Origin of the sequence: Rhodococcus sp. ACPA1 (assembly GCF_002300195.1) — a bacterium.
GTDB classification, from domain to species: domain Bacteria; phylum Actinomycetota; class Actinomycetes; order Mycobacteriales; family Mycobacteriaceae; genus Rhodococcus_F; species Rhodococcus_F opacus.
Genome location: NZ_NSDX01000001.1, coordinates 911,870 through 926,125, shown reverse-complemented (window position 1 = coordinate 926,125; position 14,256 = coordinate 911,870). Strand labels below are relative to the sequence as shown.

Annotated in this window: 11 protein-coding genes; 3 read left to right on the top strand and 8 right to left on the bottom strand. The window is 66.7% G+C overall.

The genetic code is table 11. The annotated features are described in order from the left end of the window. Window positions 1-63: 63 nt before the first annotated feature. The 5 genes from fadD5 to CJ177_RS03850 all read right to left on the bottom strand — a co-directional run bounded on the left by fadD5 (window position 64) and on the right by CJ177_RS03850 (window position 6,992). Entirely contained in the window at window positions 64-1,656 is a 1,593-nt protein-coding gene (gene fadD5 / locus CJ177_RS03870; RefSeq protein WP_095867304.1) for a fatty-acid--CoA ligase FadD5, read from the bottom strand. A 126-nt stretch (window positions 1,657-1,782) separates the two neighbouring features. Then, window positions 1,783-2,574 carry an enoyl-CoA hydratase gene (locus CJ177_RS03865; protein ID WP_095867303.1) on the bottom strand — a complete coding sequence of 264 codons (792 nt, stop codon included), beginning with the start codon at window positions 2,572-2,574 and terminating at the stop codon, window positions 1,783-1,785. After that, the gene (locus tag CJ177_RS03860) at window positions 2,571-3,560 is read right to left on the bottom strand and encodes a nitronate monooxygenase family protein (protein ID WP_061041827.1); all 990 of its coding nucleotides are present in this window, start codon (window positions 3,558-3,560) and stop codon (window positions 2,571-2,573) included. The genes CJ177_RS03865 and CJ177_RS03860 overlap by 4 nt, the downstream gene beginning before the upstream one ends. A gap of 1 nt (window position 3,561) precedes the next feature. Then, complete coding sequence (locus CJ177_RS03855) at window positions 3,562-5,736, bottom strand: 3-hydroxyacyl-CoA dehydrogenase NAD-binding domain-containing protein (RefSeq protein ID WP_095867302.1); 2,175 nt, start codon at window positions 5,734-5,736, stop codon at window positions 3,562-3,564. A 20-nt stretch (window positions 5,737-5,756) separates the two neighbouring features. Then, window positions 5,757-6,992 carry an acetyl-CoA C-acetyltransferase gene (locus CJ177_RS03850; RefSeq protein WP_095867301.1) on the bottom strand — a complete coding sequence of 412 codons (1,236 nt, stop codon included), beginning with the start codon at window positions 6,990-6,992 and terminating at the stop codon, window positions 5,757-5,759. Window positions 6,993-7,264: 272 nt separating this feature from the next. Here CJ177_RS03850 and CJ177_RS03845 point away from each other — a divergent pair, with 272 nt between their 5' ends. Continuing rightward, complete coding sequence (locus CJ177_RS03845) at window positions 7,265-8,503, top strand: TetR/AcrR family transcriptional regulator (protein ID WP_025432230.1); 1,239 nt, start codon at window positions 7,265-7,267, stop codon at window positions 8,501-8,503. Between the two features lie 38 nt (window positions 8,504-8,541). Here the strand turns inward: CJ177_RS03845 and CJ177_RS03840 are convergent, their stop codons facing one another. Further along, window positions 8,542-9,474 carry an oxygenase MpaB family protein gene (locus CJ177_RS03840; protein ID WP_025432229.1) on the bottom strand — a complete coding sequence of 311 codons (933 nt, stop codon included), beginning with the start codon at window positions 9,472-9,474 and terminating at the stop codon, window positions 8,542-8,544. A 23-nt stretch (window positions 9,475-9,497) separates the two neighbouring features. After that, the gene (locus CJ177_RS03835; RefSeq protein WP_061700641.1) at window positions 9,498-11,030 is read right to left on the bottom strand and encodes an aldehyde dehydrogenase family protein; all 1,533 of its coding nucleotides are present in this window, start codon (window positions 11,028-11,030) and stop codon (window positions 9,498-9,500) included. Window positions 11,031-11,188: 158 nt separating this feature from the next. On the opposite strand from CJ177_RS03835, the gene CJ177_RS03830 reads away from it, so the two are divergent. Both CJ177_RS03830 and CJ177_RS03825 read left to right on the top strand, forming a co-directional pair. Then, entirely contained in the window at window positions 11,189-12,331 is a 1,143-nt protein-coding gene (locus CJ177_RS03830) for an acyl-CoA dehydrogenase family protein (protein ID WP_061041823.1), read from the top strand. Between the two features lie 47 nt (window positions 12,332-12,378). Beyond that, a complete protein-coding gene (locus CJ177_RS03825) occupies window positions 12,379-13,074 on the top strand; it encodes a GntR family transcriptional regulator (protein ID WP_025432228.1) in 696 nt (231 codons plus the stop codon). A 44-nt stretch (window positions 13,075-13,118) separates the two neighbouring features. Here the strand turns inward: CJ177_RS03825 and CJ177_RS03820 are convergent, their stop codons facing one another. Next, complete coding sequence (locus tag CJ177_RS03820; RefSeq protein ID WP_005239575.1) at window positions 13,119-14,054, bottom strand: triacylglycerol lipase; 936 nt, start codon at window positions 14,052-14,054, stop codon at window positions 13,119-13,121. Window positions 14,055-14,256 lie beyond the last annotated feature (202 nt).

Here is a 14,256-nt window from a genome sequence, read left to right as displayed (position 1 = left end):
CGGTCCTCCCCCGTTGCCGGTCACCGCAGAGCGGCGACCGGCCTCGAGATGTTCGATACTGGGTCAGACGACCGCGACGCCGGTTGCGCCGTGTGCCTTTCGGAGCTCGCCTTTGACAACCTTGCCGCTGGCGTTGCGGGGCAGTGCGTCGACGATCACGACGTCTTTCGGGTGCTTGTACCGGGCAAGCTTGTCGTCGAGCCACGCCGCGAGTTCTTCCACGGTCAGGTCGGATCCCTCGTCGTCGAGTGCGACGACGGCGACGGGCACCTCGGTCCACTTGGGATCGGGCCGGCCGACCACGGCGGCCTCCCGGATCCGCGGGTGTCCGAACAGGACGTTCTCCACCTCGGCGCAGTAGATGTTCTCGCCGCCGGAGATGATCATGTCCTTCTTCCTGTCGACGACGTAGACGAATCCTTCGTCGTCCTGCCGCACCAGATCTCCGGAGTGGAACCACCCACCGGCGAATGCGTCCGCCGTGGCGGCCGGGTTCTGCCAGTACTCGAGCATCATCGTCGGTCCGCGGTAGACGATTTCGCCGACGGTCCCGGGTGCGACGTCGTTCATGTCGTCGTCGACGACGCGCGTCTGGATCGTCGGGATCGGTTTGCCGACCGAGCCCAGCTTGCGGATCGCGTCGTCCCCGTCGAGGACGCAGGTGATCGGCGACATCTCGGTCTGCCCGAACACGGCGACGATGAGCGCCCGCGGGAACGTGTCCGCCATGGCGCGCAGCACCGTGTCCGATGCGGGCGCCGCACCCCAGCTGATGACGCGCAGGGCGAGATCGCGACCCCGGACGGTCGGGTCGGCGCAGACGGCCTGCCACTGCACCGGCACGAGGAACACCGTCGTGATCCGCTCCTGCTCCCACACGTCGAGCATCTCGGTGGGGTTGAACGCCTTGAGCGGGTGAATCACCGTGGTACTGCCCAGCATCAGCATCGGGGCGACGGAACCGAGCGCGGCCACGTGGAACACGGGGGACGCGAGGAACCCGATGTCGTCGCCGCGGTCGTAGCGCATCGCGCGGATACAGGTGATGGACTGTCCGACCATGTTCGAGTGCGACAGCACCGCACCCTTGGGTGTACCCGTCGTTCCGGACGTGTAGAGAATCAGGGACGGTGTGTCCTCGGGCAGATCGACAGGTGCATACGCCGGGCCGGCCTCCGACACGAGTTCTTCGTAACCGAGCACGTCGGCTTCCGTGTCGGCGCCGATGTTCACGACCAGGCTCAGTTCGGGAACGTCCTGACGCACCGCCGCGACCAGCGGTGCGAGCGCAGGCTCGGTGAACACCGCACGAGCCCCCGAGTCACGGGCGATGAACGCGACCTCGGGCGGGGTGAGCCGGAAGTTGACGGGGACCGCGATGGCACCGAGGGCATTGATCGCGAGAACCGCTTCGAAGAATTCGGTGCGGTTGAGGGTGAGCAGCAGAACACGGTCGCCGAAGTTCACACCTCGGCGGGACAGCGCGCCGGCGAGCGCCTCCGATCGGTCGTGCAATTCGCGCCAGGTCGTACGGTGGCCGAGAAAGCGGAACGCGGCCTGATCGGGCTTCATCTCCGCGTGCGACGCAACCCAATTGTTCCAGTGGTTGCGGCGGGATTGCAGTGGCTGCTCCAGCAGCTCGCTACGTGACGGCATGTGGTGGTGGTCCCTTCGCTGTACTCGTGCCCGGCGCCCGACCGTCTGTTCGGACCTGCATCGAGCTGTGACGAGTATTACAGATCTCGACGTCTATCGGAACAGTCTTGTTAACCGCAATTCGCATCAGCTCCGGAAGCTCGGAGCGCGTTTCGTGAGCATCGCGGTGACACCTTCGACGAAGTCGGGGGCCTGCAGCAGTTCCGCCTGGCCTGCCTTCTCGCGGTCGAGTGATGCGTCCAGAGCTGTGAGCGTCGCTGCGGTGAGTGCCCGCTTGGTGAGTTCGATGGCCCGCCTCGGACCACGAGCCAGCCGGGCCGCCACGGCATCGACGTGCGCGGCGAGTTCATCCGGCGGGAGGACGCCCGCGATCAGTCCGTCCCGCTCCGCCTGTGCGGCGGGTAAGCGCTCCCCGAGGAGAGCCATCCGGGTAGCCCGTGCCCGGCCGATGGACGCCGCGATCAGCGCGCTCGAACCGCCGTCGGGCATCAACCCGATGTTGACGAACGCGAGGAGTAGATAGGCATTCTCGGAGGCATACGTCAGGTCGGCCGTCAGAGCGATGGACGCCCCGACGCCCGCGGCTGCCCCGTTCACCTGCGCGATGACCGCGACCGGCAACTCGACGATGGCACGAACCACCCTGTTGGCGGAGTCCATCACCACCTCCGCGGGCGCTTCCCGGCCTCCGGCCGCGGCGGCCGCCGCGAGGTCCGCGCCCGTGCTGAACGCCTTGCCCGCCCCCGCGATGACCACCACACGAACAGAGGAGTCCGTGGCGGCTGCGGTGAGCACGTCGCCCAGCGCCGTCATGTGTGCCAGGTCGAGGGCATTCATCCGGTCGGGCCGGTCGATCGTGATCCGGAGGACCCCGGCCTCGTTGACGACGCGCAGCCCGTCGACCGCCGGCGCGGTCACGACACCGCTCCGATGCGCGAGTCGACCGTGCGCGCGAGCCGTCCGGTGATGATCGATTCCGCCTCCGTGACCATCCGGGACACGAGTTCGCGCACGGTCGGGATGTCGTCGATCAGGCCCTGGCTCTGTCCCGCGGTCCAGATTCCGGCGTCGAGATCGCCCATTTCGAACACCGTGCGTCCGCGGGCTCCGGCGACGAGATGCTGGATGTCGGCGAATTCGCAGCCACGGGACTCGATGTCGACCACCTCGGCGCTGACCGCGTTGGTCGCGACGCGGGCGGTGTTGCGAAGGGATCGGAAGATGAGTTCGGTGTCGCGTTCGGTGTTGGCGACGATCTGTTCCTTGACGGCGTGCGCCACCGGGGATTCGACCGTGCACATGAATCGGGTGCCCATGTTCACGCCGTCGGCGCCGAGTGCGAGCGCGGCGACGAGGCCGCGCGCGTCCGCGATGCCGCCGGACGCGATCACGGGGATCGTGAGCTTTCGGGTGGCGGCCGGGATCAGGATCAGGCCCGCGACGTCGTCCTCGCCGGGGTGGCCTGCGCATTCGAAGCCGTCGATGCTGACCGCGTCGACACCGACCTGTTCCGCCTTCACCGCGTGCCGCACGCTCGTGCACTTGTGGATCACCTTGATCCCCGCGTCCTTGAGGTGCGGGAGGTGGTCCACCGGATTGGAGCCGGCGGTCTCGACGATGCCGATTCCGGAATCGATGATCGCTTGGCGGTACTCGGCGTACGGCGGCGGGTTGATCGACGGGAGGATGGTGAGATTCACGCCGAACGGTTTGTCGGTGAGCTCCCGTGTGCGGGCGATCTCCGCGACGAGATCTGCGGGAGTCGGCTGGGTGAGCGCGGTGAGAAATCCGAGCGCCCCCGAATCGGCCACGGCCGCTACGAGTTCGGCACGGCCGACCCACATCATGCCACCCTGGACGATCGGGTGCTCGACACCGAAGGCCTCGGTGAATTTCGTCCTCATGTCAGTTCACCTCTTCGAACGTGCCGCCGGTGGCGGCCTTGTCCAGCAGTAGTCGGGGTGGGAGGAATCGGTCCCCGTACCGCGCGGCGAGCAGCTGCGCCCGGGAGACGAATCCCTGGATCCCGCCCGGGTACTGGTCGATGTAGCGGGCCACGCCACCGGTCCAGCCGGGGTAGCCGATGCCCAGAATGGAACCGACGTTGGCGTCGGTGGTCGATTCGAGCACCCCCTCTTCCAGGCAGCGGACCGTCTCGACGGCCTCGATGAAGAGCATCCGCTCCTTGATGTCCTCGAACGGGATCTCGGTGTGCGCACCGTCGCGCCGGAACGTCTCGAGCCCGGACCACAATCCGACGCGCTTACCGTCCGCGTACTCGTAGAAGCCGGCGCCCGTGGAGCGGCCCTTGCGGCCGAATTCGTCGATCATGCGATCGACCACGGAATCCGCCGGATGCGGCTCCCAGGATTTCCCCTCGGCGAGTATCGCGGCCTTCGTCTCCTCGCGGATCTTGCGGGGCAGCGTGAGCGTGAGTTCGTCCATCAGCGCGAGGACGGGAGCGGGGTATCCGGCCTGCGACGCAGCCTGCTCGATCGACGCCGGGGAGACGCCCTCGCCGAGCATCGCGATGCCTTCATTGGTGAAGGTACCGATGACGCGGCTCGTGAAGAACCCGCGGCTGTCGTTGACGACGATCGGAGTCTTGCCGATCTGCCGGACCACGGCGAGCGCGCGTCCGAGCGTGTCGTCGCTCGTCTTCTCCCCCTTGATGATCTCGACGAGGGGCATCTTGTCGACCGGCGAGAAGAAGTGCAGGCCGATGAAGTCCTCGGTGCGCGAGACGTTCTCGCCGAGGAGGGTGATCGGCAGTGTCGACGTGTTGGAGCAGAGCAGTGCGTCGGGCGCGATGAATCCGTCGATCTCGGCGAACACCGTGTTCTTCACGGCCGGGTCCTCGAACACGGCCTCGATGACCAGCTGGGCGCCCGCGGTGTCGTCGGGCCTGTCGGTGGGGAGGATCCGCGCGAGGATCGATTCGGCCTTCTCGGGGGACGTCCGGCCCTTGGCGACCGCCTTGTCCAGAATAGTCTTCGAGTAGCCCTTGCCTTTCTCGGCCGCGGCCAGGCTCACGTCCTTCAGCACCACGTTCATGCCCGACTTGGCACACACGTACGCGATGGCGGCGCCCATCATCCCGGCGCCGAGCACCGCGACCGTGCCGACGGGTGCGCTGCCGGCTCCGTCGTACTGCTTCACCAGACTGTTGGCCTTCTGGAGGTCGAAGAAGAACGCGCGGATCATGTTCTTCGAGATCTGCCCCGTGGCCAGCCCGGCGAAGTAACGGTTCTCGATCTTCTGAGCCGTGTCGAAGTCGACGAGCGCGCCTTCGACGGCAGCGCTCATGATCGCGATCGGAGCCGGATAGGGCGCGCCTTTGAGCTGTTTCCGCAGGTTGGCGGGGAAGGCGGGAAGGTTCGCGGCCAGCGCCGGGGACGCGGGAGTTCCACCCGGAATCCGGTACCCCTTCACATCCCACGGCTGCAGTGCGTCGGGGTTGTCGGCGATCCACTTCTTCGCCGCGGGCACCAGGTGATCGACGTCGTCCACGAGTTCGTCGATCAGGCCGAGACCGTGCGCCTTCTCCGCGGTGTGACGCTGCCCCTGCAGGAGAACCTGGGTGAGAGCGGGGACGACTCCGAGCAGGCGCACCGTCCGGATGACGCCACCCCCGCCGGGAAGAAGACCGAGCGTCACCTCGGGGAGTCCGATCTGCACGCCTGCGGCATTCAGCGCGATCCGATGGTGGGTGGCGAGTGCGATCTCGAGTCCGCCGCCGAGGGCGGCGCCGCCGATGGCCGCGACGACGGGTCTGCCCAGCGTCTCCAGCCTGCGCAGTGGTTCCTTGATGCGGTCGACGTTCGCCATCACAGCCTCGGCCTGTCCCGCGCGGGACTTCAGGATGTCGTTGAGGTCGCCGCCGGCGAAGAATGTCTTCTTCGCGGAGGTGACCACGACCCCGGCGATGGTGTCGCGCTCGGTGGTCAAGCGGTCGACGACCTCGCCCAGGGACACGATGAACCCCTCGTTCATCGTGTTCGCGGACTGGGCGGGGTCGTCGAGAACGAGGGTGACGATTCCGTCGGCGTCCTTCTCGTACCGAATTGTGCTGTCAGTCATACTGTTCGCTTCTCCTGTGGTCAGTGCTGGATGCGTTCGACGACCGTCGCGATGCCCATGCCCGCGCCGACGCACAGGGTGGCCAGGCCGTAACGCTGGCCCCGGCGTTCGAGTTCGTCGAGCAGCGTGCCGAGGATCATTGCGCCGGTGGCGCCCAGGGGGTGGCCCATCGCGATGGCGCCACCGTTCACGTTCACCTTGTCGAGCGGGATCTCGAGGTCCTTGGCGAACTTCAGCGCCACGGAGGCGAAGGCCTCGTTGATCTCGAACAGATCGATGTCGGAGACGTCGAGCCCGGCCTTCGCCAGTGCTTTGCGCGCCGAGGGTGCGGGACCGGTGAGCATGATCGTCGACTCGGAGCCGATGACTGCGGTGGACACGATCCGGCCGCGCGGCGCGAGGCCGGCCCGTTCACCTGCTTCTGCGCTGCCGATGAGCATCAGGGAGGCACCGTCCACGATTCCGGAAGAGTTGCCGGCGTGGTGGACATGGTCGATGCGCTCCACCCAGTGGTATTTCTGCAGTGCCACCGCGGAGAATCCGCCCTGCTCCCCGAGAGCGGCGAACGACGGCGTCAATGCCGACAGGCCCTCGACGGTGGCGCCGGGCCGCATGTGCTCGTCCCGGTCGAGGACGACGACACCGTTGCGGTCCCGCACCGGGACGACCGAGCGGTCGAACCGCCCATCCGCCCAGGCGTCGGCCGCCAGTTCCTGTGAGCGAACTGCGAACTCGTCGACCTGGCTGCGACTGAATCCCTCGATCGTCGCGATGAGATCGGCGCCGATCCCCTGCGGGACCATGTAGGTGTCGTAGTTGGTCGCCGGATCGAGTCCCCATGCACCGCCGTCCGATCCCATGGGCACCTTCGACATGGACTCGACGCCACCCGCGAGAACGACGTCTTCCCAGCCGGAGGCCACTTTCTGCGCGGCCAGGTTGACGGCCTCGAGCCCGGAGGCACAGAAGCGGTTGATCTGGACACCTGCGACGGTCTCGGGCAGTCCGGCGGCCAGCGCCGCGAGACGCGGAAGCACGCCGCCCTGTTCACCCAGCGGCGACACGATGCCGAGCACGATGTCGTCGATCAGCGCCGGGTCCAGATTCGGATTCCGGACCTGGATCTCCTCGATCAACCCGACCGCCAGGTCGATGGGCTTGGTGCCGTGGAGGGCACCGTTGCTCTTGCCCCGTCCGCGAGGGGTTCTGATCGCGTCGAAGATCAATGCCTGCCCGCTCTGCCGGGTTGCACTCATGATCCAGCTACCTCCGATAGTTCGAAATGTGACATCCAGGAGCGCACGACCGTCAGGAGACCGCGGACACATGCGAATTGCGGTTAACTTATTCTGCGCGTTCCTCACGTGTCAATAGCTCTCCGGCAACTCGACAGCCAGATTCACCGGCATTTTCCGACAATGTGGGGTGACGACTTCCCTGCACGCAACCCTCAGTCGACCCGACGATGCGAAAGTCTCGGTTAAGATGATCGGCAGTTAAACTGGCAGATGACTGCCGATTACTGGAGGTGACCGTGGCTCGGACCAGCACGGCGGCCGGTGCCGCCACCGAGCGGCCGATCCGCCGTCGCCCGAAGAATCGCAAGGCCCAGATCGCGAACGTCGCGGCCGAGGCCTTCAGCGAGCGCGGCTACCACGCGGTCGGCGTCGACGAGATCGCGGCCACCATCGGGATCTCCGGCCCCGCCCTCTACCGGCACTACCCGAACAAGTACGCCCTGCTCGTACACGCCGCCACCACGACAGCCGACGCGCTGCAGGCGGCCGCGGACGGCGCCCTCGACGGCATGGCCGAGCGCGAGCCCGGAGACCGCCTCGACCATCTGATCTCCGCGCTCGTCGCGAACACCATCGAGAACCGCAAGGTCGCCGGGCTCTACCGCTGGGAGGGCCGGTACCTCGAGGCCGAGGATCGCACGCGCATCCGCGACGTCTTCGTTCACGTCACCCAGTGCGTGGCGGAACCCTTGCGGGAACTGCGCCCCGAACTCACGTCCGTCGACGCCACGACGTTGGGGGCGTCGACGCTGAGCGTGATGGGGAGCATCAGCGCACATCGCACCACTCTCGCGACGCGCCGGCTCGACGCGCTTCTGAAGTCGGCGTGCGAATCGATCCTGCGCGCGACACTGCCTCCCGCCGTCCCGACCGAAGGAAGGAACGCGGGCACAGGTGCGGTACGCGGCCTGGCGGTGACGTCCAAGCGCGAGTTACTGATCAACGAGGCCGTGAAGATCTTCGACCGGCACGGCTATCACGACTCGAGCATCGAAGAAATCGGCGCCGCCGCCGGCATCAACGCGTCGAGCGTGTACCGCCACTTCCCCAGCAAGGCCGACCTTCTCGCAGCGGTGTTCTACCGCGCGTCCGACCGGCTGGCCGTGGCCACCTCGGCGGCGCTGTCCACCGCCACCGGCCCCGAGGATGCGCTCCGCAAACTCGCCGAGTCCTACCTGGAACTCTCGTTCGGGAATCCGGAAGTGCTGTCGGTGTACTTCGCGGAGATCGGGAACCTCCCGAAGAACGAGCGGACCAATCTCCGCAACGTGCAGCGCCTGCACGTCGAGGAGTGGGTCCACCTGGTGACCGCCGTGCGCACCGAACTCTCGGCTCCGGAGGCACGGTTCCTGGTTCACGCCGCGCTGGGACTGGTGCTCGACATCGGCCGCCTCGTCCACTTCGACACCCGCGAGGAATCGCGTGCGCGTCTCCACACCCTGATGACGGCGGTGCTGCTGGGCCACTGAGGCTGAGTCCCTGGACGAATCGCCCAGGGACACAGCCGTCATGCGGCGCGTCGACGGGATCCGCGGTGATTGTCGCTGTCCGCGCCCAGATCACGGGGACGGTAGCCCACCGGGTATCCGGGGTAGCTCCGGTTGTGCCGATCCCGTGCCGCCTTGGACTCCCGGCGTGGCGGCAGGAAGCGCACGAACCTCGCACGGACCCCCAGCGCACGGCGGGACGCGTTCTGCAGCCAGATCGGGGCGGCGGGAAATCCGAACGCTGCCAGCATCATCGGGTCGAGGAGGGCGTAGACCCCCTGCGCGACGAGCGGCCGGAGTGGCGCCGGAAACCAGGAACAGAACAGCTTCAGCGTGTAGGTGCCGACGCGATGGTTGTCGTCGGTGTACCGGAAATGCTTCCGCTCGTAGTCGACCTTGAACCGGTAGAAGTCTTCGAAACTTTCGGGAATGTTCTTGATTCCCATACGGATTCCCACTTGACGGTAGAAGTGGAAACACGCGAGACGCTCGTTCGGGGTCAGCCGCCGCCATCCGAAGCGGTCGACCCAGTCGATCGGCTCGTAGATGAAGGTGGTCAGCACGTACAGCATGTCGTCGTTGTCGATGTCGTACTTGCCGTGCATGCGGTTCACGACGCGCAGTGATTCGACGCCGCGCTCGGAGTCGTAGCCGTGTTCGACGAGTTCGGCCATCAGCAGTGCGGTGTCGTCGTACCGCTTCTGCGGCCGTTTCTCGAACTCACCGGTGCGCTGCAGGAGTTCCGAAATGGTGGGGACGCAGTATGTCCGGAACAGCGCGAACTCGAGCGACCGCTGGTAATCCCACGGAAACTCGTAGCCGGCCGTGATGCGATGGATCTCCTGGTGATCCCGGACCGGATCGAGTTCCTCGATCCGCCGCTGCCAACCGTGCCTGCCCCGCGGAACCCTGCCCGGCGCGCCGGTGTCGGCGCGTGTGGTCTTCATCAGCATGTGAATACCCTCCTGCCGTGTGATCAGCGTCCGTGCCGGTTCTTCAACATCCAGGCCGAGATCTTCATGTCCCGCGACTTGCGCTGCATGGTGAGCAGGTTCAGCGGAGCCGCGAACTTCTGTCGGGCGATGGATTTGACCCGGCTGAATTCACGCAGACCGTCTGCGCCGTGGATGCGGCCGAAGCCCGAATCTCCGACACCGCCGAACGGCAGGGCCGCCACGCCGGCGAATCCGAGCACCGAACCGATCGTCACGACACCGGCCCTGAGTTTTTCGGCAGCCTGCATCGCCTTCGTCCCATCCTTGGTGAAGATGGACGCGCCGAGCCCGAACGTGGTGCCGTTGGCCTTCGTGACCGCTTCGTCGAGACTGGCGACCTTGTTGATGACGACCGTGGGGCCGAACGTCTCCTCGCGGATCGCGGTGCTGTCCTCGGGAACGCCGGTCAGCACGATCGGTCCGACGTAGCCGTCCTTGATGGAGTCCAGTCCGCCGACCACAGCGGATCCGCCCTTGTCGAGTGCATCCTGGACGTGGCCGCGGACGACCTCGGACTGGCTGGTCATCGTCATCGGACCGTAGGCGGCGTCCCGGGGGCCGGGGCGCAGGACCTTCGACTTCTCGGCGACCAGCCGGACGAACTCGTCGTAGACCGAGTCGACGACATAGATGCGCTCGACGCCGGCGCACGTCTGTCCGGCGTTGCCCATCGCCCCGAACACCGCGAAGCCGGCGGCCTCGTCCAGGTTCGCGTCGGCGTCGACGAGCATGGCGTCCTTGCCGCCCGCCTCGACGACGAGGGGGGTCAGCGTTTCGGCACACGCGGCCATGACGCGCTTGCCGGTGGCGGCAGATCCGGTGAAGGCGATCTTGTCGACCCCGGCCGAGACGAGAGCCGCGCCGGTCGACCCGTCTCCGGTGACCACCTGCAGCACGGGCTGGTTGGGCACGAGCGCCTTCCACTTGTCGGCGAGCCACACCGCGACCCCGGGGGTCAGCTCGCTGGGCTTGAAGACGACGGTGTTGCCCGCCGCCAGCGCATAGGAGATCGACCCCATCGGCGTGTACACGGGGTAGTTCCACGGCCCGATGACACCGACCACACCCATCGGCTCGTATCCGACGCTGCTGGCCTGGTTCGCGCTGACCAGGCCCGACGGCACCTTGCGCCGCTTCAGAACCTTGCCCGCGTTCTTCGCGGCCCAGTCGAGGTGTTCGATGGCGAGCATCACTTCGAGGAGCGCGTCGTCGTACGGCTTGCCGGTTTCCGCGGCGACGAGGGCGGCCAGCTGCTCGCCGTCCCGGGCCATCGACTTCTTCCAGTCGAGGAGCCATTGCTTGCGGCCGTCGAACCCGAGAGCGTTCCACCACTGCGCGGCGGCGCGGGCCGCGTCGACGGCGTCGCGCACCTCCTGCTCCCCCTGGATCGGGTACTCGGCCAGGACGTTGCCGTTCCGCGGGTCCAGGGACGCGAACGTCTTCGGCGCCTGCTCCGTCGGGGCTGCGGGCTGCTCGCCGGCCGTCGTCTCGGTCGTCTCCGCCTGCTGTGGCATGGTCGATGTCCTCCCTCGAGATCACATCAAATATATGTGATGTGATGTAATGTAGTGGACATCACAGTATGCGGCGGACCCCATCGCGGCAAGCCCCACACAGTCACCTCCGGCCGACCGATTCGCCGGCCGAATCAACCATGAGGAGTCCCCCGGACATGAGCGTCGAATTCACCAGTGAACAGAAGGACTTCGCGGCGGCGATCGCCGATTTCTGCAAGCGCGAGAGCGGCACGCGCGAGCAGCGCGACAGGCTGACGAATCACGGCGAGCACAACCACAATCAGGACGTCTACGAGAAGATGGCCAAGCTGGGCTGGCTGGGCATCACCATTCCCGAGGAGTACGACGGCTCGGCCGCCAGCCACGTCGACATGTGCATCCTGCTCGAGGAGGCCGCCAAGGGGATGGCACCCATCGGCGGCATCGGTCCCACCCTGATCACGGGCGGCGCCTACGCGAAGTTCGGAACCGACGCGCAGAAAGACATCGTGCTGCGCGGCATCGTGGCCGGCCGATCACAGTCCATCTCGATGTCCGAGCCGGAAGCCGGTTCCGACGTCGGCAACCTCAGCACCCGCGCGGAGAAGACCGCCGACGGCTGGGTGATCAACGGTCAGAAGACGTGGTGCTCCAACGCGCACTTCGCCGACAACATCCTGCTCGTGGCCCGCACCGGGCGCGGCGACGGCAAGCACGAAGGCCTCACGATGTTCCACGTCCCGGCTGATACCGCCGGACTGAAGATCAGCGGCATCGACACGATGGGCGGCAAGGAGGTCAACGACCTCTACTTCACCGATTGCGTCCTACCCGAGGATGCGGTGGTGGGCGAGGTCGGCAACGGCTGGCGCCAGCTGATGACCGGCCTGAACTTCGAACGCCTGATCCTCGCCGCCATGATGCTCGGCACCGCGCAGCGCGCGTTCGCCGACACCCTCGACTTCGTCACCCAGCGCAAGCAGTTCGGGCGGCCGGTCGGATCGTTCCAGGCGTTGCGCCACCGCATCGCCGATCTCGCGACGGAGATCGAGTGCTGCAAGCTGCTCGTCTACAGCGTCGCCGAGGACGTCGACGCGAACCCGGACAAGATGCTGGCCCGCGAGGCGTCGATGGCCAAACTGAAGGTCACGGAGACGGCGAAGAAGGTCGCGCTCGAGGGCATGCAGATGATGGGAGGGTACGGCTACGCCACCGAGTTCGACATGGAGAAGCACGTCCGCTCCACCATCGTGTCGAGCATCTACGGCGGTACCAACGAGATTCAGCGCGACATCATCGGCAAGACCTACGGCTTGTAATCACCACCCGCGGTTTATGCTGGTTTGCCGCATCGAAGGAGTTCTCCATGGCATCGCCCTCCGTGTCACGATCCCCAGCGGGCCGCACCCTGCGCCGCCGACCCCAGCTGTCGGACGACGTCGCCGTGCACGTCCGCAACCTGATCATGTCCGGGGGCGTTCGCCCGGGTGACTTCATCCGCCTCGACGAGACCGCCGCGGATCTGGGGGTCAGCGTCACACCTGTCCGTGAGGCGCTCCTGACCCTGCGTGGGGAGGGACTCGTCGAACTGGTCCCCCACCGCGGGTACGTGGTCGCACCGCTCAGCCGGGACGACATCCACGACCTCTTCTGGCTGCAGGGGCAGATCGCCGAGGAACTCGCGGTCCGCGCAAGTCGGTCGGCCACCCCCGAGGCCGTCGAGGAGCTGACCGCGATCAACGAGAAGCTGCGACGCGCCGTCCAGGACGGCGACGCCGACCGCATCGAGGATCTCGAGTTCTCGTTCCACCGGGTCATCAACCGTCTTGCGGACGCGAGCAAGCTGTCGTGGTTCCTGCTCAGCGCCACCCGGTACACCCCGGTGCAGTTCTATTCGTCCGATCCGGCCTGGGGTGAGTCGGCGGTCGAGAGCCATCGCCGGCTCATCGCCGCGCTCGCCGACGGGAAGGCCGACGTGGTGGGTGCGGAGAACAAGGCCCACTTCATCGACGGCGCCCAGCGACTGGTGGCGCATCTCGACGAGGTCGGCATCTGGGACTGACCGTCACCACCGGTGCCCGGCCGCCGGGTCAGCACGGTGTGGAGTCAGCACGGTGCGGGGTTGCGATCTCCATATGTGGGGTCCAGCGCCCGCTGGATGATGTATACGGCCCGCGCATCGGTGGTCAGCTGGATGTGTTCGGCCGTGTTCGTCTCGCAGCCGTCCTGGAGCCAGATGTTGTGCACTACGGCACCCGGACCGGCCGTCAGGAACGTGTTCTCCGGCGGGGTCGACACGGTGTCGCTGCGGCTGGCGACCACCGTGTACTCGATGCCCGGGTCGGTGTCGCCGCCGGCGTTGAGGACTTGCAGAAAGGGTGAGCCCACCATCTGCTGGATGTAGGACGGTCCGACCGCGACACCGGCGAGCGTCATGACCGGCACACCCAGTGCCTGCGCGATCGCACCGAGCGACTGGACGTCCCCGAAGCTGGTGCCGTGGTTGGTGGCGCCGAGTGTGACGAGCGAGTGCACCTTGTTCAGCGCGGGGTTCGTGCGGTCGGCGCCGCCGTCGAACCGCAGGTACTGGCGGGAGACCGTGCCACCGAGCGAATGCCCGATCATGTCGACCTGCGAAGCGCCGGTGGTGGTGCGGACCTGGTCGACGAATCCGGCGAGCTGCTGCGCGGACTCCGCGATGTCGGCGCCGCCGAACATGCGCATCAGGTTGCCCTCGGTCAGACCGGTGGGCTGTCCGTAGTTGAGGGCGAAGACGCAGTATCCCTCCGCCGTGAGCGCCGGCGCGAGGTCCTTCCATGTTCCCAGCATGCCGGTCCAGGTGCCGTGCACCAGCACGACGGGACGCGGATGCGCCGCGGACGGCTTACAGCTCCAGTCGTTCGCCCCCGGCAGCACCGACAGGTCGGCCGCGGGTGCGGGTTCCGCTTCCACGGGATCCGCTGCCGCTGGTGCCGCACTGCACAGCATCACGATGCCTGCCAGCACGAACAACAGAGCCCTACTGGCCAACGATATGCGCATATTCCTCGTATCCTGAGTTAGCGGAAATAGACTTCAGGTTACGTTAGCCAACCGTCCATCAAAGTCTCAACTCGAGATCGAGACTCTGGGGGTGATAACCCACCTGGTTCGTATTCGGCCGTTCGAACACAGCCCTTCCCGCCATCCGGAAGGGCTCATGGAAACGAACCACCAACGACACACGATAGTCGGGATGAGAAAG